This window comes from Kitasatospora sp. NPDC001603 (assembly GCF_040298365.1).
Classification (GTDB): domain Bacteria; phylum Actinomycetota; class Actinomycetes; order Streptomycetales; family Streptomycetaceae; genus Kitasatospora.
The window spans coordinates 14,655-33,631 of record NZ_JBEPAA010000012.1 but is presented as its reverse complement, the minus strand read 5'-3'; the positions used below and the strand labels follow the sequence as shown (position 1 = coordinate 33,631).

Here is an 18,977-nt window from a genome sequence, read left to right as displayed (position 1 = left end):
GTACGAGGGTGCGGGGGGGGCGGATTGACTCAGGCCCTAGCGGCGGCCGTTCACACCATGCCGGCGCCGTGTTCGTCGGTGGCGTCGAAGAGATCGGCGGTGCCCTGGCCGTGCGCGGACATCGCCTTCAGCTTGTTGCGGATCTGCGACGTCAGGCTGTACAGGTCGGCCGTGGGCTTGTCGATCTTCTCGTGGTACTGCTTGCCGATCTCGTCGCCGCCGCCGGCCTTGACGTTCTTCTGGTTGATGTCCTCCATCTCCGTGTTGATCTTCTCGACCAGGGCCGCCACGACGTCGAAGTTGGCGAACGCCGCTTTGAGTCCCTCTTCCTTGCGCAGCGTCTTAGCCATTGAACTCCTCCTGGTTGCGGGAGGACTTGACCGTCCGGTCGGCGCCGGGGCGCATCGCGGTGAGCGGGGCCAGCAGCGCGTCCAGGTCCAGTCCGCCGCCGATCCCGAACAGGCCCTCCTCGTCGCCGCGCTCACCGGTGAAGTCCATCCGCAGCGTCTCGCCGACACCCTCGAAGCTGCGCATCTCGGCGGTGATCTGGTCACCCATCCGGGCCTTGGCCTCGTTGAGCACGTCCTTCAGCACGGTGCTCAGCTGGGCCGGGGCCATGGACTGGTAGGCGGTGGTGTGGAAGCTCAACGCGAGCAGCTCGCCCTGGGGGCCGACCTTCGCGGTGACCATCCGGTCCTTGCTGGTCGCCGAGGCGGTCATCGCCTGCATCTTGCGCGTCGACTCGGCCAGCCTCTCCTTCTGCTCCTCCAACGAGGCCATGGCCTGGTTCAGTTGGTCCTCGAACGAGTGCGACATGCCTTCTCCGTTTCCTTGTCCGGGGGCGGCGCCCCTCCCGGGACGCCGCCCCTTCCTACTGGTGCGCCGTGCGCTCAGCGGCCGATCACACCGTCGACCGCGCCGGTCTCGGTGCCCCAGACCTCCTCGTCCTCGGCCAGCCAGGTGGTGCGCTGACGGTCCTTCTCGCCCTGGCCCGCCCCCATGCCGCCGCCCATGCCGCCCATCGGCGGCATCATCGGCATTCCGCCGCCGCTGGTGGACACCGACCGGCCGCGCATCGCGGCCTGCTCCTCGGCGGCCATCGCGGCGGCCTTCTGTGTCGCGGCCTTCTCCGCGGCCGCGGCCTCGGCGGCCGCCACGGCTGCCGACTTGCCGCCCGGAGCCAGCCCGCCGCTGTTCTCGATGGCCTGCGGACTCAGCCCGCCGCCGGAGCTGACCAGCCGGGGCAACGAGCCGCCGCCGGACGAGAGGCCGCCCGACGAGAGACCGGTTCCCCCGGCGCCGCCGAAGAGGCCGGCGTAGGATCCGAGGCCACCGGAGGCGGAGGCCGAGCTCCCGCCGGAGCCGTAGTCGCCGAAGGAGGAGCCGAGGTCCAGATTCCAGTCGGACCCGGTGGACGGCGGACGGATGCCGCCACCACCACCGGTCCCACCCCCGCTGCTGCCGCTGCCGCTGCCGACCATCGCGTCGATGGCGTGCTGCCGGTCGGTGTAGCGCTGGGAGATGTCGGAGATCGGACGACCGGTCGAGTCGAGCAGCGTGCCGTCGCCGGCGATGGATCCGCCCTTGGGCAGCACCACCGGGTTGCCGTCGCGGTCCAGCACCTCCTTGTCGTCGGGCCCGATGACCGTCCCGTCGTCGCGGACCTTCGAGCCCTTGGGCACCTTGGCGTTCTGCCCGTAGATGCCACCGCCGGTGCCCGGCGGAACGTCCGAACCCGGGGGGACGACGACGGGCTTGCCGTCCTTGCCGGTCACCTTCTGGCCGTTGGCGTCGTACACCTGGCCGTCCTTGCCGATGTAGCCGCCCGGGGGCAGCATCACCGGCTTCTTGTCGGCGCCCAGGACGGGCTTGTGGTCCTTGTCGAGGATCGGCGTGCCGGCGCCGTCGCCCCCGAGGCCGGCGCCACCGCCGCCACCGCCGCCACCGCCGCCGCCGGGGCTGATGACCGGGGGCGGCGGCGGAAGGTGGGTGTTGTTGCCGCCGCCCTTGCCGTCGCCGCCGCCACCTCCGCCGGCACCACCGCCCAGGTCGGACTCGTCACCGGCACCGCCGCCCGCTCCGCCGCCCGCCCCTCCGCCCGCTCCGCCACCCGCTCCTCCGCCGCCGTCACCCGTCCCCGGGCCGGGCGGCGCCGCGGTGGGCAGGTCCAGGTGCACGTTGCTGTACGCGAAGGGGAAGTTGGCGTCCAGCTTGGAGTAGGCCGTCTCCAGCGCTCGCATCGGATCGGCCTCCACGACCTGCCGTTCGTCGACGACGTGGATGACGCGCCTCTTGTCGAGCTGCCTCTCGACGTTGGCCAGCCAGATGTTCTTCGCGCTGATCTCCAGCTGGTCGTAGAAGCCCTGCTCCCGGGGGTCGCCGAGGGGGGTGCTGATCGACTTTATGGAGTGCATGTCAGGGTTGAGTTCCGGCACGACGCCCGTCAGGGCCTGCGACAGGGCCTGGTAGATGGCGTGGGAGGGCCACACGTTCCCGCTGGCGTACCACTGGTAGTGGGCGTCCCGGAGCCCGCCGATGGTGCGCCCGATCTGGTCGGCCGCCGCGTAGAGGTCGGCCTCGTACGGGGTCTTGTCGAGTTGGAGGCGGATGGTCTCCATCTCCAGCGCGTACCGCTTGAGCAGGAGCTTGAACTCACCGGCCGCGTCGCCCTGCCAGTCGCTGTCCGACCCGTTGATCTTCTCCGCCCAGCCCTGCACCCGCGGGTACCAGGTGCTCAGCCACGTGCGCACATTCGCGATGCCCTGCGCGGCGTACCGCAGGCTGGCGGGGTTGACCGTGTCGTTGCCGGCGCCACCGGGGCCCAGCGGGGCGAAGATTTCCTCGTGCTGGTGGATGAACTGGGACAGCGGCTTGTCGCGCTCGTTGCCCCAGTCCTTGTAGTTGACGCTCAGCGTGATCCGGAAGTGGTGGTTGACGTTGCTGTGCGTGTAGTTCCACGCCCACCAGACGTCGGGGGAGCCCATCCCCGAGACCCCGCCCTGAGTCGTCGAGCCGTTGTAGAACTTGCTGTTGTCAAAGGCCATCTTGTCGATCGGGCTGAGCCAGGGCTTGTCCTTCGAGGGGCCGGCGACCTGCTCCCTGGTGACGATCTTGGCGGAGCGCTGGGCCTCTGACGCGAAGAAGCCCAGCACGTCCTCCCACTTCGGATCCGGCATGGGGTGTCCATCTCTCCGTGTATGTGCGGGGCGCTCAGCCCGGGTTCGGCCCGCCGGCCTTGGGAGCGGTGGCGGTCGACACCTTGGTGAGGACCTCCATCATCTCGGCGGCCGTCATGGCCTCCTCGTGGGCGGCGTCCATGAGCGTCAGCGCCAGCCGGATCCTCAGCTGAGCTTCGGTCATCTGGACGCCGAGGGTCTTGAGGTCGGTGGCCACGCCCGTCGCCAGGTTCTTGAAGTCGGTCCTGATCTTGCCTGCGACGGGCATCACCTGGTCCGAGCCGTGGCCCACCAGCAGGGAGGCGAACTCCCCGCCGCCGTCACCGCCGAAGGACAGCATCGTCTTGAAGCCGGGGTCGTCCTTGAGCACCTTCAGGTAGTTGCCGAGCTGAGTGTCGGCGAAGTACTTGAGGTCGTCGCTCTGGACGCTGAGCGTGTGCCCGTAGTCGGGCTCCGGCGGCGTCGCCATCAGCCGATGCCTCCCGCGGCGCGCTTGTCGGCGTCGCGCAGCAGGCCGTGCATGGTGCGCAGGACGTCGGCGCCCTGGATGATGTCGTTGTTCATGGCGCCGTTCTGGGTGGCGAGCGCCTGGTAGAAGGTGTGGGCGGCGGTGGCGAGGTCACCGCTGAGCTGGGCCTCGGCGGTCTTGATGGCGGCCTCGCAGTCGTCCATCGCGCTGTGCATGCCCTGGCCGGCCTGGGTCAGGGCATCGGCGGCCTCGTCGATGTTGGCGTGGTTGAGCAGGATGGCGGCCATGGGGGGTCCTCTCGGTCGGGTCGGGTCGTCGGGGCGGTCTGAGGCGGCTTGGGTCAGCGGGGGTTGAGGCCGTTGCGGACCTCGTCGGAGGCGCCGCCGCCCCAGCCGCTCCCGGTCTCCAGGGCCTCGTCGTGGGCGGTGTTGACCTGCCCGTGGCCGCTGGAGAAGTTGGCGTGGAAGGTCTGGTAGGCGTTCTTGAGCTGCTGGTAGCGGCTCTGCCAGTCGTCGATCTTCTGCTGGTAGGCGGTGCTGCAGGCCGCCTTGAAGTGGTCCTGGACCTCGCGGTTGACGGCCTCGACCTGCGAGGCGGCGCGCATCATCGTGTCGATGTGGGTCTCCAGGGTCGCCAGGACGCTCCGGACAACCGCGTCGTCCGTCTGCAGGTTGGGTGCCACCATCGGGGGTTCCTTCCTTCGGGCCCGGCTTCGGCTGCCGGGCTCACTCGACTCAACGGAACTGCGGGGGGCGGCGGTTCACCGCAGGCAGGTGGGGCCGGCCGGGCTCGGTGCGGCGGCGGCGCCGGTGAGCGCGGCCGGGTCGAGGCTGGGGCCGGTGGGCAGCAGGGTCAGCAGCGCCTCGGGCAGGCCCGGGGGGGCGACCTCGCCGTAGCCGAGCTGTTTGGCGACCTCGGGCGAGGGCAGCGGGTACTTCACCCCGGTGTCGGTGACCAGGTAGAGGGTGGTGCCGGTGCCGGCGGTGGACAGCGCGCGCACCAGGGCGCCGCCGCCGGGGCGCACCGCGATGGTGTCGGCGGTGGCGCAGGCCGCCTCGACGCCGGGCTGGGCGGCGGGGGCGGGGCCCTGGAGGGCGGTGTCGTCGAGGAGGGTGACGGCGGTGGTGGGCGCGGGGTCGCCCGGGCGCAGCTCGGCGCAGACGTCGCGGCCCTGGGGGGCGGTCAGGAGCTCGGGCGGGGTGGTGGGCAGGGCGGTGGTGGGGGTGGCGGCCGTCGCGGGGGGCGCGCTGTGGGCGGCGAGGTCGGCGGGGCGCAGGGCGGCGGGGGTGACGGCGGCGCCCTGGTAGGCGATCTGCTGGGTGCGGGAGTCGTTGCGCAGCAGTTCGAAGGCCATCGTGGTGAGCGGGGTGAGTCCGGCGGAGGTGAGCAGGTAGGGGTCGCCACCGGGGCCGGTGAAGAGTTGTCCGATGCGGGTGGGGCGGGTGGCGAGGTCGGGGCCGGGGGTGCCGCGCTGGTCGATGTCGGGGGCGGCGAGGTCGGGGCCGGCGGGCAGGGCGTTGAGGAAGGCCTGGGGGACGGGCTGGGCGGTGGCGGTGCTCTGGCCGAGGGCCAGGCGGGCGCCGTTGTGGGTGTCCAGGCGCAGGCGGCGGCCGTGCCACAGCAGGTGGGTGGTGCCGTCGGGGGCGGTGACCAGGAGGGCCTGGTTGTCGGTGAGGGCGGTGCCGCGGGTGGTGGGGTCGATGGCGACGGCCAGTTGGGGCCGGCGGGCGCCGGAGGGGCCGGGGCGCAGGGCGGCGCAGGCGAGCCAGGGGGCGGTGGCGAGGCGGTCGGGTGCGGGCAGGCCGTCGGGGGCGCCGAGGATGCCGAGCGGGGTGCCGCGGGGGGTGCCGGCCAGGGAACGGACGCTGACCTGGTCGACGGTGAGCTGCTCGCCGGCGATCAGACGGGCGGTCGTCTCGTTGAGCAGGGGGTGGAGGGTGCCGTCGAGGTAGAGGTAGCGGGCGCCGCTCTCCTTGACCAGGACGAGGGTGCCGGGTTTCTTCCAGCCGGTGGCGCCACCGGGGACGAGGACGCCGTAGACGGCGGCGATCAGGCAGGCGAGGACGGCGATGACGATGCCGGTGACGATGCCGCGGGAGGTGCGCCCGGTGGGGGCGTCGGGGGCGTCGGGTTCGCCGCGGAGCATGCCGGTGGCGAGGCGGCCCATCACGAACAGGTGGGCCTGCACCTGGTCGCGCTTCGACTGCATGGCGTGGTTCTCCTCGGTGGCGGGGCGCGGGTTGCTCGCGTGGGCGGGGGCCGGGCGTGGGGTGTGCCGCTGGTGCGGGTTTCAGCCGGCGATGGCGCGTAGTGCCTGGTAGGCGCCGGCGGCGGAGAGGGCGAGCGGGAGCACGGTGATGGCGGCGAGGGTGTGCAGCAGGTCGGCGGCGCGGCCCCAGTAGGGCAGCAGGCGTCGGCCCGGGACGGTCCACGAGACGGCGGCCAGGACGGCGCCGGTGGCGAGCAGGGCGGCGAGCAGGACCAGACGGGCGGACGGGGACTGGCCGACGGCGAGGTGGGCGATGAGCACGGCGGGGCCCAGGGCGCCGGGGACGAGGACGGCCAGGCGCTGGGGGATGGCGCCGATGCCGCGGGCGTGCAGCAGGAGCAGCAGGGACAGCGCGCAGGTCAGGGCGGTGGGGGCCCAGCCGTCCTGACCGGCGAGGGCGGTCAGGCACCCGGCCAGGACGGGGGCGAGGGCGAGGTGGAAGGCCGTCAGGAAGCCGTCGGCGACGACGCTGCGGGAGCGGACGGAGGCGGCGGGGACGGCCTCGATGCCTTCCTGGAGTTCCTCGGCGTTGCGGGGCAGGGCGGGCAGGCGCAGCCCGGACAGGCGGAAGCAGAGGCCGGGCAGGAAGCCGGCGGTGGCGACCGGGAGGACGGCGAGGACGGCGGCGGTGGCGGGTGCGGTCAGCCCGGTGAGCAGCAGGGCGCCGGTGGCGGTGACGTGCAGGGCGAACAGGACCAGGCCGAGGAAGAGCGGGGCGGAGCAGCCGACGGCGGCCATGGCGAGGACGGCTGCTCCGGCGCCGGCGCAGCCGCCGGCGAGCAGGCGGGCTCCGGTGGCGGAGGGCCCGGTGTCGGTGGTGAGGAGGGCGCCGGCCAGGGCGAGGTAGGGCACGGCGGTGGCGCCGAGGGCGGTGCCGGCGGCGGCGTCGCCGACGGCCCGGGAGGCGCTGAGGGCGCCCAGGAGCAGGAACAGGCCGGTGATGGCGGCCGCGCCGGCGCGCAGCTGCGGCGGGCCGGGTAGGAGGAGGAGGGCGATGCCGCCGGCCAGGGCGGTGACGGCCAGGACGAGGGCGGTGTGGTGGGTGAGCGCCGGGCGCCAGGTGTCGGGGCGTTCGCGCATGCCGGTGGCGACGCCGTCGGCGAGGTCGTCGTAGTGGACCTCGGGCAGGGCGTCGCGGCGTGGGCGCAGGTAGAGGTCCTCGCCGTCGCGCAGGTCGAGGGCGTCGGCGCCGAGTTCCTCGTCCAGGGGCGGGTGGCCGAGGCGTTGGAGGACCCAGCCGTCGTGTTCGAGGCCCTGTTCGTCGAGACCCGGTTCGGCGGGGTCGAGGTCGGCGTGGGCGAGGACGGCGGGCAGCAGGTCGGCCAGGGGGATGTCGGCGGGGACGGCGAGTTCGAACACCGCCCGGGGGGCGTGGAACCTCAGTCGGCACAGTGCGGCGACGGCGGCCCCGTTGGCGCTCCCGTTCACGGTTCTCCCTCGTGGTCCGCGGCCCCGGCCGGGCCGGGGGGCCTGGGAGCGGGGCCGGCTCGGCGGTGGCTGGTCCTCGGAAGAGGGCGCGGCCGCCTGGGGCTGTCCGGGGGTGGCGGGTCGGGCGGCCACTCCCCGCCCGGTGGCACGGATGGCGGGGGGTGGTTGGTTCACCGCGGGCGGCAGCGGGCCGGGCGCGAGCGGGCCGGGCGGGGTGAACCGGGGGCGGGGTGGTGGCCGTGGTCCGGGTGGACGGTGTGCGTCCCGGGCGACGGCGCGCGGTGCGGGCCGTCCCCTGGTGCGAGGAGCGCTTTCGTTGAGTGTGGTGCTGGTCGACCGTCCGCCGCGGCGTCCCGGTCCGGCGATGCCCGACGGCGAGATCCAGTTGCAGGAGCCGCCGGTCCTGCCGGAGTCGCAGAGCGGCATGTCGAGCGTGATCTCGATGGCGCCGATGGCGCTGAGTTCGCTGTCGATGGTGTTCGTGTTCCTGCGCCCGGGTGAGGGCGGCGGGGTGCTCGGCTACGTGGCGATGGGCATGATGGGCCTGTCGGCGGTGGGCATGCTGGTGACGCAGCTGATCCGCGGTTCCAGCGACCGCAAGCGGGAGCTGCGGGCCGAGCGGCGGGACTACCTGCGGTACCTGTCACAGATGCGCAGGCAGGTGCGCGGGCACACCGTGCGTCAGCAGGAGGCGGCGGCCTGGCGGCACCCGGCGCCGGGGGCGGTGGCGTCGCTGATCCGCACCTCGCGGCTGTGGGAGCGGCGCGGCACGCACCCGGACTTCGGTGACGTGCGGGTCGGGGTGGGGCACCAGCGGCTGGCGGTGCGGCTGGCGCCGCTGTCGACCAAGCCGGTGGAGGACCTGGAGCCGTTGTGCGCGCACGCGCTGCGGCGGTTCATCCACGCCTACGGCACGGTCGCGGACCAGCCGATCGCGGTGTACGTGCGCGGGTACGCCCAGGTGCTGCTGCGCGGTGACGACCGGGCGGCGGCGCGGGCACTGGCGCGGGCGATGCTGGCGCAGCTGGCACTGTTCCACGCGCCGGACGAGCTGCGGATCGCGGTGGTGGCGGACGCGGAGCACCGGGAGCAGTGGGAGTGGGCGAAGTGGCTGCCGCACGCGCTGCACCCGGTGGACACCGACGCGCTGGGGCCGGTGCGGCTGGTGGCGGGGTCGGTCGCGGAGCTGGAGCAGGTCATGGGCGAGGAGTTCGCGGCGCGCGGGCCGTGGGAGCCGGAGGCGCAGCCGGGCCGGGACGAGCCGTTCACGGTGATCGTGCTGGACGGTGTGCCGGCCGGTCCCGGCAGCCGGGCGGCGCTGGCGGGGTGGCGCAACGCGGTCCTGCTGGACCTGGGTGAGGCGCTGGAGTGGAAGCCACTGCGGCACCGGCTGCGGCTGCGGATCGAGGAGGGGCGGCTGGCGATGGTCGGCGCGGACCGCAACCACCGTGACGAGGTGACCGAGCTGGGCCGGCCCGACGCGTTGTCGTTGCCGGCCGCGCGGCGGCTGGCCGCGCTGATGGCGCCCTACCGGCTCGGGGACCAGCTGGAGGCCGGGGAGCCGTTGGCGGGTGACTTCGACCTGGCGTCGCTGCTGGGCATCCGGAACCTGCACCGGCACGACGTGGCGCAGAACTGGGCGCGGCGCGGGATCGCCGACCGGTTGCGGGTGCCGCTGGGCATCGCCGCGGACGGCACGCCGGTGGAGCTGGACATCAAGGAGTCGGCGCAGGGCGGCATGGGCCCGCACGGGATGCTGATCGGGGCCACCGGGTCGGGCAAGTCGGAGCTGCTGCGCACGCTGGTGCTGGCGTTGGCCCTGACGCACTCCTCGGAGGTGCTGAACTTCGTGCTGGTCGACTTCAAGGGCGGCGCGACGTTCCTGGGTCTGGACCGGCTGCCGCACACCTCGGCGGTGATCACCAACCTGGCCGACGAGGCGGCGCTGGTGGACCGGATGCGCGACGCGCTGCACGGGGAGCTGGTGCGCCGCCAGGAGCTGCTGCGGGCGGCGGGCAACTACAGTTCGCTGCTGGACTACGAGACCGCGCGGGCGGGCGGGGCCGATCTGGAGCCGCTGCCGACGCTGTTCGTCGTGGTCGACGAGTTCAGTGAACTGCTGGCCGCGCACCGCGACTTCATGGATCTGTTCGTGATGATCGGCCGCCTGGGCCGCTCGCTGGGCGTGCACCTGCTGCTGGCCTCGCAGCGTCTGGACGAGGGCCGGATGCACGCGCTGGAGTCGCACCTGTCGTACCGGGTCGGACTGCGGACGTTCTCGGCGATGGAGAGCCGGGGCGTGCTGGGGGTGCCGGACGCCTACCACCTGCCCTCCCAGCCCGGCAACGGGTTCCTGCGCAGCGACATCGCCACCCTGACCCGGTTCAAGGCCGCGTACGTCTCCGGCCCGTACCGGGCGCCGCGCCCCGCGGCCGCGCGCCAGCAGGCCGCGGCCGGGCAGGTCGCCGTCTACGGCACCGGGTACGTGGCGCCGCGTCAGCCCGTCGCGGTGCCGGAGGAGCCGCAGGTGGAGGAGGCGCAGGACGGTGGCACCCTGCTCGCCATCGCGGCCGACAAGCTGCTGGACGCGGGACCGCCGGCGCACCAGGTGTGGCTGCCGCCGCTGGGGGTGCCGCCCACCCTGGACGAGCTGCTGCCGCCGCTGGCGCCGCACCCGGAGTACGGGCTGACCACCGAGGGCGGTACGGGCCGCGGCACCCTGAGCGTGCCGGTCGGCGTCGTCGACCGGCCCTTCCACCAGGTGCGCGACCTGCTCACCGCCGACCTCTCGGGGGCCGACGGCCACGTGGGGATCGCGGGTGGTCCGCAGAGCGGCAAGTCCACCCTGCTGCGGGCCCTGATGACGGCGCTCGCCCTCACCCACACCCCGCGCGAAGTGCAGTTCTACTGCCTGGACTTCGGCGGCGGCACGCTCTCCGCGCTGCGCGGTCTGCCGCACGTGGGCGGGGTCACCGGTCGGCACGACCCCGAGCGGGTGGTGCGCACGGTCGCGGAGGTCAACGCGATCCTCGCGCGGCGCGAGCTGCGCTTCGCCGAGCTCGGCATCGACTCGGTGGCGGCCTTCCGCCGGATGCTGGCGGCGGGTCAGCTGCCGCAGGAGGCGCACGGCGACGTCTTCCTGGTGATCGACGGCTGGAACACCGTGCGCCAGGAGTTCCCCGACCTCGCGCCGGCGCTGACCCTGATCGCCCAGCGCGGCCTCAACTACGGCATCCACCTGATCGTGGGCACCACCCGCTGGGGCGAGGTCACCGGCGCGCTGCGCGACCTGCTGGGCACCCGGTTCGAGCTGCGGCTCGGTGACCCCGTCGACTCCGCGATCGGCATGCGGGTCGCCGCGACGGTCCCCAAGCTCCCCGGCCGCGGTCTGACCGCCGAGGAACTGCACTTCCTCACCGCGCTGCCCCGGATGGACGGCACCGGCAGCACCGACGACCTCGGCGACGGGGTGGCGGACCTGGTCGACGCCGTGGCGGAGCACTGGACGGGGGCGCGCGCGCCCGAGGTCCGGATGCTGCCGCTGCAGCTGCCCGCCGCCGCGCTGCCCGCCCCCGAGGGCCGACTGCGCGTCCCGCTGGGGCTCCAGGACGTCTCGATGGACACGCTGTGGCACGACTTCGAGGAGACGCCGCACCTGGTGGTGGTCGGTGACAGCGAGTCGGGCAAGACGAACCTCCTGAAACTGGTGGCGGCCGGCATCACCAGCGCCTACCGCCCCGACCAGGCGCGGATCATGCTGGTCGACTACCGCCGGGTGCTGCAGGGCGCGGTACCGCAGGAGTACCGGCTCGGGCACGCGGTCGCCGTGGACGCGCTGCGTCAGATCGTCGACGGCGCGGCGCGGGCGATGGCCAACCGGCTGCCCGGCGTGGACATCCCGCCGGAACGGCTGCGGCTGCGGGACTGGTGGGAGGGCCCGGAGCTGTTCATCCTGGTCGACGACTACGAGCTGGTCGCCGGCTCCCCCGGCGGGATGTCCGCCCACCCGTTCGCACCGCTGCTGGACTACCTGGCGCAGGGTGTCGAGCTGGGCCTGCACCTGATCGTGGCGCGCAGCGCCAACGGCATCGGACGGGCCTCCTCGGACCAGCTCCTGCGCAAACTGGAGGAGGTCAACACCCCGGTGGTGCTGCTGTCCTGCCCGCCGAGCGAGGGCTTCCTGTTCGGCAACACCAAGCCCCGCGCCCTCCCGCCCGGGCGGGCCCTGCACATCACCCGGCGCCGCACGGTGCAGGTGCAGACCGCCGCCGTCGACGAGGACGCAGGGGCGCAGCGGTGAGCGCCGCGCCGGTGCGGCGCTGGCTGACCCGTCACCGCGACGCCCCGGCTCCCGCGGTGCTGCACGAGGCGGGTCCGCACTTCGTCATCGCACCCGGCGCGGCGCACGGGGCCGGGGCGGCGCCAGCGCTGCCCGCCGAACTCGCCGCCGCGCTCGCCGCACTGCCGTCCGTGGTGGGGACCGTGACGGTGCTGGCGGCGGCCGCCGACGCGCAGCCCGTCCTGCTCGCGAGCCTGGCGGAGCTGGCGCGCACCGCGGCCGTCCGGCGGGCCGGGATCCTGGTCCTGGCGGCCTCCGGCCTGGCCACCGCCCAGCCGGACGGCAGACGGCCCGCCCAGCGGATCGCCGAACTGGCCGCCACCGGCATCGTCGCCCCGGACGGCGTCGTCACCCTGCGGCCCGACGGGACCCTGCTGGCCGACGGGGCCGGCCCGGGATCGCCGGCATCCTGGTGGCTGTTCACTCCGGCCGGCCCGGCCCGCCGGCTCGGGCCGGTGTGGCCGCTGCCGGAGACGGCGGACGTCACGGCCGCCCGGGTGTGGGCGGCAGACCCGGCGGAGCCTCGGACACCGCGGCCCGGGAGCGCCGGGCCGGCCCCTCGGGCGGCGTCCGCCCCCGCCGTACCGGTACCCGGCACACCCGTACCGGCCGCGACGGGCCCGACGGCCCCTCAGGCACCTCCGCCCGCCCCGGCGCCGGTGGCGGGCGACGAGCGCGACCCGCTCGGCGGGGGCCCGCTGGTGACCGAGCTGCCGGGCGGCTACTGGCTCCACGGCGAGTCCGCCCCCGATGTCCGTTCCGGCCCGTTGGACCTCGCCACGGCGGCGCCGGGCACCCTGGTCCTGGTCGTCGGCCACCCCGGCGCGCCCCTGCCCGCGGCCGCCGGGGTCGCCGAACGGCTGGCCCGGGTCCGGCCCGTTCCGGCCGAGCTGCTGGTGAGCGCGCCCTGGGCGGCCACCGCGGCGCTGGTCGCGCTGACCGCCGCCCTCGCGGCCGAGCTGGGCCGCGACGTCCGGGCCGCCGTCGGCCTGCCGATGCGCACCGCGGACGGCTGCTCCGCCCGCGTCCTGGCCGCCGACGGCACGCCCGGCTGGGAGCCGTGGCTGACCGAGCTGACCGCCTCACCCGGGCGGGGCCGCGTGGTCGCCTCCGCCTGGCGCCCCCTGCCCGACGGCACCCCGCCCGACGGCCCCGCGCTCTACCGCGCGCCGGTGGCGGGCTGGCGCCTGGAGGCGGTGCCGGCCGGCCTGTGGCTGCGCCCCGACGACCCGCCGCGGGACCACGGCCCGCGGCTGCTCGACCCCGGGCCGGACCGCCCCCTGCTCATCGTCGGCTCGGCCGACCGGACGGTGCCGGCGGAGGTGCTCGCCGTCGTGGACGGCCTGCTGACGGCCCTCACCGTCCCGGGCGCGGCGGTACCGGGACTGCTCCTGAACGGCCCCACCCGCGCGCCCGCCCCCTTGACCGCGCCCGCGACCGAACCTGCCACCGATGCCGGCCTCCCGGCCCCGCCGACGCCGACCGCCACGTCCACCGGCCCCTCCCCCGCACCCGGTCCCGGCCCCGCCGGGCAGGACCCGGACGGCACGGACGCCCCCGGCCCGGAGGCCGGACCGGCGCACGCGCCCGCGGAGACGGGCCCGGAGTCCACCGGCTCCCCCGGGCCGGACACCGAACCCACCGTCATCCTGCCCACCACCACCGACCACGCCGCCGAGCCCACGACCGCACCGGGCGGCGCGGGCGACGGCGACGGCGAGGACACGGCCGAGGTCCCCGCCGTGCCCCGGCTCATCGCGCCGGACGGCGCCTTCAGCTCGGGGCGGCCGTCCACCGCCGCCGAACGGGCCGCCTTCCGGGCCCTGCTCGGCCCGCACTTCCACCGCTACGCCAGCCAGGCCGAGCAGGTCGCCCTGCGGCTGCCGGCGCTGCGTTCACAGCCCCGCGACGACCTGAAGGACGACCTCGCGGCCGTGTACCTGCACCACGCCGACACCGGGATCCCCGCGTCCCGCACCGAGTTGGTGGCCGCGGCGCGCCGGCCCGGCGGACCGGGACCGCTGGAGCTGTACCTGGCGTGCCTGGGTTCCGGGCTGCGCCGGCTGCCCAACCACCGGGGCGCCGTGCTGCTGGGCTCGGACGCGGGCGAGGAGGTGCTGCGCCACTACGTGCGGGGGGCGCTGCTGACCGAGCCCGCTCCGGTCGTCGGGACTCCGGAGGCCGACCTCGCCCCGGGGACGTCGACGGAGTTCCTCGTCTGGTCGGCCACCGGCCGCCGGACGTCCGTGATCGCCGACGACGGCGACCCGGAGGTGGTCTTCCCGCCCGGCTCGCGCTTCCGTGTCCTGGACGTCCTGCCCGGCGGCGAGGACCGCCCGGTCCGGGTGCTGCTGCGCGAGGCGGCCCCCGGCCCTGCCGCGACCGGCCCCACCGCGGACACGGCGGCCGAGGAGCACGACGCGCAGGCCCGGACCCGGCTGCTGGCGTGGCAGGACCGCCGCGATCTGCTGCCGCCCGCGCGGCTGCGCCCGCCGGCCCGCCCGGAGCGGCTCCGCCTGACGCCGGGAGTCGCCGCCGGGTGAGGCGCGCGGGGCGGCAGTCGCGTCCGCGAGACGGTTCGGATGCCCCCGCCCTCGCGCGTCGCGCGCGTGGAGGGGGCGGCCCTCACTCCTTCGGAGCCTCCGGTTCCTCGACGAAGTCGACGCGCTTGAACTGCTTGTTCATCGACTTGACCAGGAACCAGGTGGCGACGCCGAGGGCGGCGAAGACGACGAAGCCCAGCAGTCCGGGGGTCACCTTGGTCTCGTCGAGGGCGAGCTCGGCGGCGAGGTGGGTGAGGTTCACGGGGGCACTCATATCTCTATGGTGGCCCGGCTCACGGGGAGCCGGGCCATCGGGGGGTGGTTCAGTCGCGCGTGTCGGTGGCCTCGGCGGCCAGGGTGGGGGTGCGCAGGCCGGCGAACAGGTCGTCCTCCGGCAGGTCGACGTCGATCAGGGTCCGGGCCAGCTCGTAGTCCTCGGTCGGCCAGACCTCGCGCTGGACGTCCAGCGGGACGCGGAACCACGGCCCGTCCGGGTCGATCTGGGTGGCGTGCGCGATCAGCGCGCGGTCCCTGGTCTCGAACCAGTCGTCGCAGCGGACCCGGGTGGTGATCTCGCGCTCCTTGCGGCCGCTCTTCTCCCAGCCCTCGATCCACTCGCCGTACGGCGACTCGTGGCCGTGCTCGGTGAGGTACGCGTGCAGCTCGCGGATCCGGCCCATCGGGAAGCCGTGGTTGTAGTAGACCTTCAGCGGCTGCCAGGGCTCACCGGACTCCGGGTAGGCGTCCGGGTCACCGGCGGCGTCGAAGGCCAGCATGGTGATCTTGTGGGTCATGATGTGGTCCGGGTGCGGGTAGCCGCCGTTCTCGTCGTAGGTCGTGATGACCTGCGGCTTGAACTCGCGGATCAGCCGGACCAGCGGCTCGGCCGCCTCCGCGACGTCCTTCAGGGCGAAGCACCCCTCGGGCAGCGGCGGCAGCGGGTCGCCCTCGGGCAGGCCCGAGTCGACGAAGCCCAGCCAGGCCTGCCGGACCCCGAGGATCCGGCGCGCCTCGTCCATCTCCTTGCGCCGGACCTCGTGGATGTTCTCCTCGATCTCCGGCTTGCCCTGCAACTTCGGATTGAGGACCGACCCGCGTTCCCCCCCGGTGCAGGTGGCCACCAGCACGTCCACCCCCTGGTCGACGTACATGGCCATGGTGGCAGCGCCCTTGCTGGACTCGTCGTCCGGGTGGGCGTGCACCGCCATCAGTCGCAACTGCTCAGTCAACGCGTGCGTTCCTTCCACAATGTCTGGGCCTTCCGCGAAGTCCGGTCTGCCCACCGTCCGAGCCGCTCGGTTCGGGCCGCGTCACCGCGGGCCCGCCGCCGGGAGCGCCGCGGCAGGACCTCACCACGCCGCCGGCACGACGCCGACACGGCCGAGCAGCGCCCCCGCCGGACCGGCCGCGGGCGTGCCCCTCCTATAGTGACGGACTGGAGGAGCGTCGCATTCCCCCGGCACCACCGCGGGGGGTACCTCCCGGAGAGGACTGAGCCCGATGAGCGCAGGCACCACCACCCCGCAGCTGCCCGAGGGGCGCTACGGCCGGCGCGGCGACCGCGAGTCCGACCGCCGTCTCAAGGTGGCGGGTGCGGTCTGCGGCGTGCTGGGGCTGGGCCTGGTGGCCTGGCTGGGCGGCTCGTACCTGATCCGCGAGACCACCATCAACGGCAGCGTCCCCTCCTTCCAGGCCGTCTCGGACACCGAGGTGCAGCTGCACCTGGCGGTGCGCAAGAGCGACGGCACGGCGGGCAGCTGCACCGTCCGCTCGCAGGGCGAGAACGGCGCGGTGGTCGGGGTGGCCGACTTCCCCGTACCGGCCGCCGGCGGCGACTACGACGCCGTGGTCAGCCTGCGGACCACCGCCCGCGGCACCACCGCCGAGCTGCTGGGATGCACGCCGGCGAAGTAGCGGCCGTCGATCGCGACCCGCCCGGGCGCATATTCGATCGCAAGAGCGGGAATCCGTCAGGATGTCCCGCACACCGGTCCTGTACATCTCGGCGCAATGCTGTCGTCAATGACGCGCCGACGACTCTCCCGCTTGTCGGCCGGAGTTGTTAGGCTCGTGGTTTCGCCCCTTCCGCACCGAGAGGTACGGGAGCGGGCGTTGCTTTGTAGTTACGACCGATATCTCCACCGCCACCCTGCTGACGACTCACACCCTCAGCACAGCCCCAGCACCTACGAGGAGCACCCGTGACCCAGACCAGCGAGAACGTGACCTGGCTCACTCAGTCCGGCTACGACCAGCTCAAGGCCGAGCTGGAGCATCTGAGCGGCCCCTGGCGCATCGAGATCGCCCAGAAGATCGAGGCGGCGCGCGAGGAGGGTGACCTCAAGGAGAACGCCGGTTACCACGCGGCCAAGGAGGAGCAGGGCAAGTACGAGCTGCGGATCCGCCAGCTCACCCAGCTCCTGGAGCGCGCCAAGGTCGGCGAGGCCCCCGCGGACTCCGGCGTGGTGGCCCCCGGCATGGTCGTCACGGTCGCCTTCGACGGCGACGAGGACGACACCATGACCTTCCTGCTCGGCTCGCGCGAGATGGCCGGCAGCGACGACCTCGACGTGTACTCCCCGCAGTCGCCGCTGGGCCGCGCCATCGACGGCAAGAAGGTCGGCGACGAGGCGACGTACGAGCTGCCGAACGGCAAGGCCGCCTCGGTCACCGTCACCGACGCCAAGCCGCACAACGGCTGATCCCCCGCACCTGACGCCGAGGGCGGCCGTGGACGAGGTCCACGGCCGCCCTCGCGGCGTCCCGGCGGCCGGGCTCAGCCCGAGGCCGAGCGGTACTTGCGCACCGACAGCCAGGAGAAGACGGCGGTGATCAGCACCGACCAGAGCACCGACATCAGCTCCGCGTGCTGCATCGGCCAGGCGCTGTCCACCGGCCCGACCTGGTTGCCGAACAGGTTGCGGCAGGCCTGCACGGTGGCGCTGAACGGGTTCCAGTAGGCGATCCCCTGCAACCAGCCCGGCATCGAGCTGATCGGCACGAAGGCGTTGGAGATGAAGGTCAGCGGGAAGAGCCAGATCAGCCCGGCCGAGGTGGCCGCCTCGGGACTGCGGACCGAGAGGCCGATCAGCGCGCCGATCCAGGAGAACGCGTAGCCGAGCAGGAGCAGCAGCCCGAACGCGGCGAGCGCCTTCGGCACCCCCTCGTGGATCCGCCAGCCGACCAGCAGCGCCACCACCGCCAGCACCACCAGGGTGAAGGCGGTCTGGCAGAGGTCGGCCAGGGTGCGGCCGACCAGCACCGCCGAGCGGGCCATCGGCAGCGAGCGGAAGCGGTCGACCAGCCCCTTGGTCATGTCCTCCGCGATGCCGGCGGAGGCACCGGCCGTCGCGAAGGTGACCGTCTGGGCGAAGATGCCGGCCATCAGGAACTGGATGTACGAGTCGGAGCTGGCCTGCGTCCCGGGGATCTGGATCGCCCCGCCCATGACGTAGGAGAACAGCAGCACGAACATCACGGGCTGCATCAGTCCGAAGACCACGATCTCGGGGATCCGGGTCATCCGGCGCAGGTTGCGCCGGGCGACCACCCAGGAGTCGTGCAGGGTGGCCGCCGCGCCCCGGCGCTGCTTCGGTACCGCCCCGCCGATGGCGTGCTCGGTGGCAGTGGTCATCTCACCGTTCCTTTCCGGCGGGGACGGCCTGCTGGTCCGGGTCCTGGCCGTCCTCGCCGGCCCGTCCCCCGCCGTGCCCGCCGTGCCCCTTGCCCCGGCCCCTGCCGGCGGCGCCGCCCTCCTCGTCCTCGGCCGCCGTGACGTGGCCGGTGAGCGAGAGGAAGACGTCGTCCAGGGTCGGGCGGCGCAGGCCGATGTCGTCGATCTCGATGGAGCGGGCGTCCAGCTCGCGGATGGCGTCGGCGAGCACTCGCGCGCCACCGCTGACCGGCACGGTGATCCGACGGGTGTTCCTCTCCACCGCCGGATCGCCCTTGGCGTACTCGGACAGCGCCTCGACGGCCTCGGCGACGAGGTCGGCGCGGTGCACCACGACCTCGATCCGCTCGCCGCCGATCTGCGCCTTGAGCTGGTCGGCCGTGCCGCGGGCGATCACCCGGCCGTGGTCGACCACGGCGATGTCGTGGGCGAGGCGGTCCGCCTCCTCCAGGTACTGGGTGGTGAGCAGCAGGGTGGTGCCCTGCTCCACCAGGGTCTCGATGACCTCCCAGAGGGCCAGCCGGTTGCGCGGGTCGAGTCCGGTGGTCGGCTCGTCCAGGAACATCACCGGCGGCCGGACCACCAGCGCGGCGGCCAGGTCGAGCCGGCGCCGCATGCCGCCGGAGTAGGTCTTGGCGGTGCGGTCCCTGGCCTCGGAGAGGTTGAACCACTCCAGCAGCTCCAGCGCCCGGGCCTTCGCCGCCCGGCCGGTCATCTGGTACAGCTCGCCGACCATCTGCAGGTTCTCGAACCCGGTGAGGTACTCGTCGACGGCGGCGTACTGGCCGGAGAGGCCGATCAGGCTGCGCACCTGGTTGGGGTGTTTGAGGACGTCGACCCCGGCGACCACCGCACGGCCGGAATCGGGCCGGAGCAGGGTCGTGAGGACGCGCACGGTGGTGGTCTTGCCGGCTCCGTTCGGGCCGAGCAGCCCCAGCACCGTGCCCTCGGGGACGTCGAGGCTGACGCCGTCCAGGGCTCGTACGTCACCGAAGGTCTTCACCAGGTTCTCGGCTTGGATGGCTGGCGCCATGGCCTGCCTCATCTCCTCGGACGACAGGGGCGCTGTCGCTTGGGCGA

Annotated in this window: 16 protein-coding genes; 4 read left to right on the top strand and 12 right to left on the bottom strand. The window is 74.1% G+C overall.

Annotated features, from left to right (window positions below; genetic code table 11):
- Window positions 1-50 precede the first annotated feature (50 nt).
- From ABT263_RS10915 to eccD, 8 genes are all read right to left on the bottom strand, one after another.
- Window positions 51-350, bottom strand: a complete 300-nt coding sequence (locus ABT263_RS10915; protein ID WP_329489377.1) for a hypothetical protein — start codon at window positions 348-350, stop codon at window positions 51-53.
- A complete protein-coding gene (locus ABT263_RS10910; RefSeq protein ID WP_352289911.1) occupies window positions 343-816 on the bottom strand; it encodes a YbaB/EbfC family nucleoid-associated protein in 474 nt (157 codons plus the stop codon). Before ABT263_RS10910 ends, ABT263_RS10915 begins: the two co-directional genes overlap by 8 nt.
- A 74-nt stretch (window positions 817-890) precedes the next feature.
- Window positions 891-3,176, bottom strand: coding sequence for a hypothetical protein (locus ABT263_RS10905; RefSeq protein WP_352289908.1), 2,286 nt, complete (start codon window positions 3,174-3,176; stop codon window positions 891-893).
- Between the two features lie 34 nt (window positions 3,177-3,210).
- Window positions 3,211-3,645, bottom strand: a complete 435-nt coding sequence (locus tag ABT263_RS10900; RefSeq protein WP_352289905.1) for a hypothetical protein — start codon at window positions 3,643-3,645, stop codon at window positions 3,211-3,213.
- A complete protein-coding gene (locus tag ABT263_RS10895) occupies window positions 3,645-3,932 on the bottom strand; it encodes a hypothetical protein (RefSeq protein ID WP_352289902.1) in 288 nt (95 codons plus the stop codon). Before ABT263_RS10895 ends, ABT263_RS10900 begins: the two co-directional genes overlap by 1 nt.
- Before the next feature lie 53 nt (window positions 3,933-3,985).
- Window positions 3,986-4,330: a hypothetical protein gene (locus ABT263_RS10890; RefSeq protein ID WP_352289899.1), complete on the bottom strand. Its 345-nt coding sequence runs from the start codon at window positions 4,328-4,330 to the stop codon at window positions 3,986-3,988.
- A 75-nt stretch (window positions 4,331-4,405) separates the two neighbouring features.
- On the bottom strand, window positions 4,406-5,854 hold the full coding sequence (gene eccB / locus ABT263_RS10885; protein ID WP_352289896.1) for a type VII secretion protein EccB: 1,449 nt from the start codon (window positions 5,852-5,854) through the stop codon (window positions 4,406-4,408).
- A gap of 81 nt (window positions 5,855-5,935) precedes the next feature.
- Window positions 5,936-7,342, bottom strand: a complete 1,407-nt coding sequence (gene eccD, locus ABT263_RS10880) for a type VII secretion integral membrane protein EccD (RefSeq protein WP_352289893.1) — start codon at window positions 7,340-7,342, stop codon at window positions 5,936-5,938.
- 364 nt (window positions 7,343-7,706) lie between these two features.
- Between eccD and eccCa the strand changes: the two genes are divergently transcribed.
- Entirely contained in the window at window positions 7,707-11,642 is a 3,936-nt protein-coding gene (gene eccCa / locus ABT263_RS10875; RefSeq protein ID WP_352290035.1) for a type VII secretion protein EccCa, read from the top strand.
- Window positions 11,639-14,224 (top strand): hypothetical protein, encoded by a 2,586-nt coding sequence (locus ABT263_RS10870; RefSeq protein ID WP_352289890.1) that lies wholly within the window; start codon window positions 11,639-11,641, stop codon window positions 14,222-14,224. The genes eccCa and ABT263_RS10870 overlap by 4 nt, the downstream gene beginning before the upstream one ends.
- A gap of 82 nt (window positions 14,225-14,306) precedes the next feature.
- Here ABT263_RS10870 and ABT263_RS10865 read toward each other — a convergent pair whose 3' ends face one another.
- Both ABT263_RS10865 and mca read right to left on the bottom strand, forming a co-directional pair.
- Window positions 14,307-14,498: a hypothetical protein gene (locus ABT263_RS10865; protein WP_329489368.1), complete on the bottom strand. Its 192-nt coding sequence runs from the start codon at window positions 14,496-14,498 to the stop codon at window positions 14,307-14,309.
- Window positions 14,499-14,547: 49 nt separating this feature from the next.
- Window positions 14,548-15,453 (bottom strand): mycothiol conjugate amidase Mca, encoded by a 906-nt coding sequence (gene mca, locus ABT263_RS10860; protein WP_352289887.1) that lies wholly within the window; start codon window positions 15,451-15,453, stop codon window positions 14,548-14,550.
- A gap of 271 nt (window positions 15,454-15,724) precedes the next feature.
- Here mca and ABT263_RS10855 point away from each other — a divergent pair, with 271 nt between their 5' ends.
- Both ABT263_RS10855 and greA read left to right on the top strand, forming a co-directional pair.
- Window positions 15,725-16,138: a DUF4307 domain-containing protein gene (locus ABT263_RS10855; RefSeq protein ID WP_352289884.1), complete on the top strand. Its 414-nt coding sequence runs from the start codon at window positions 15,725-15,727 to the stop codon at window positions 16,136-16,138.
- A 287-nt stretch (window positions 16,139-16,425) separates the two neighbouring features.
- Window positions 16,426-16,926 (top strand): transcription elongation factor GreA, encoded by a 501-nt coding sequence (gene greA, locus ABT263_RS10850; protein ID WP_329489364.1) that lies wholly within the window; start codon window positions 16,426-16,428, stop codon window positions 16,924-16,926.
- A gap of 74 nt (window positions 16,927-17,000) precedes the next feature.
- On the opposite strand, the gene ABT263_RS10845 is transcribed toward greA, so the two are convergent.
- On the bottom strand, window positions 17,001-17,858 hold the full coding sequence (locus ABT263_RS10845) for an ABC transporter permease (protein ID WP_329489363.1): 858 nt from the start codon (window positions 17,856-17,858) through the stop codon (window positions 17,001-17,003).
- 1 nt (window position 17,859) lies between these two features.
- Window positions 17,860-18,930: an ATP-binding cassette domain-containing protein gene (locus ABT263_RS10840; protein WP_352289881.1), complete on the bottom strand. Its 1,071-nt coding sequence runs from the start codon at window positions 18,928-18,930 to the stop codon at window positions 17,860-17,862.
- Window positions 18,931-18,977: the final 47 nt, after the last annotated feature.

Coding starts and splice junctions, on each gene's coding strand:
- ABT263_RS10890 (WP_352289899.1), bottom strand. CDS start 4,330: ATGGTGGCACCCAACCTGCAGACGGACGACGCGGTTGTCCGGAGCGTC.
- ABT263_RS10915 (WP_329489377.1), bottom strand. CDS start 350: ATGGCTAAGACGCTGCGCAAGGAAGAGGGACTCAAAGCGGCGTTCGCC.
- ABT263_RS10855 (WP_352289884.1), top strand. CDS start 15,725: ATGAGCGCAGGCACCACCACCCCGCAGCTGCCCGAGGGGCGCTACGGC.
- ABT263_RS10845 (WP_329489363.1), bottom strand. CDS start 17,858: ATGACCACTGCCACCGAGCACGCCATCGGCGGGGCGGTACCGAAGCAG.
- eccB (WP_352289896.1), bottom strand. CDS start 5,854: ATGCAGTCGAAGCGCGACCAGGTGCAGGCCCACCTGTTCGTGATGGGC.
- eccCa (WP_352290035.1), top strand. CDS start 7,707: ATGCCCGACGGCGAGATCCAGTTGCAGGAGCCGCCGGTCCTGCCGGAG.
- ABT263_RS10910 (WP_352289911.1), bottom strand. CDS start 816: ATGTCGCACTCGTTCGAGGACCAACTGAACCAGGCCATGGCCTCGTTG.
- ABT263_RS10840 (WP_352289881.1), bottom strand. CDS start 18,930: ATGGCGCCAGCCATCCAAGCCGAGAACCTGGTGAAGACCTTCGGTGAC.
- ABT263_RS10900 (WP_352289905.1), bottom strand. CDS start 3,645: ATGGCGACGCCGCCGGAGCCCGACTACGGGCACACGCTCAGCGTCCAG.
- ABT263_RS10895 (WP_352289902.1), bottom strand. CDS start 3,932: ATGGCCGCCATCCTGCTCAACCACGCCAACATCGACGAGGCCGCCGAT.
- ABT263_RS10905 (WP_352289908.1), bottom strand. CDS start 3,176: ATGCCGGATCCGAAGTGGGAGGACGTGCTGGGCTTCTTCGCGTCAGAG.
- ABT263_RS10865 (WP_329489368.1), bottom strand. CDS start 14,498: ATGAGTGCCCCCGTGAACCTCACCCACCTCGCCGCCGAGCTCGCCCTC.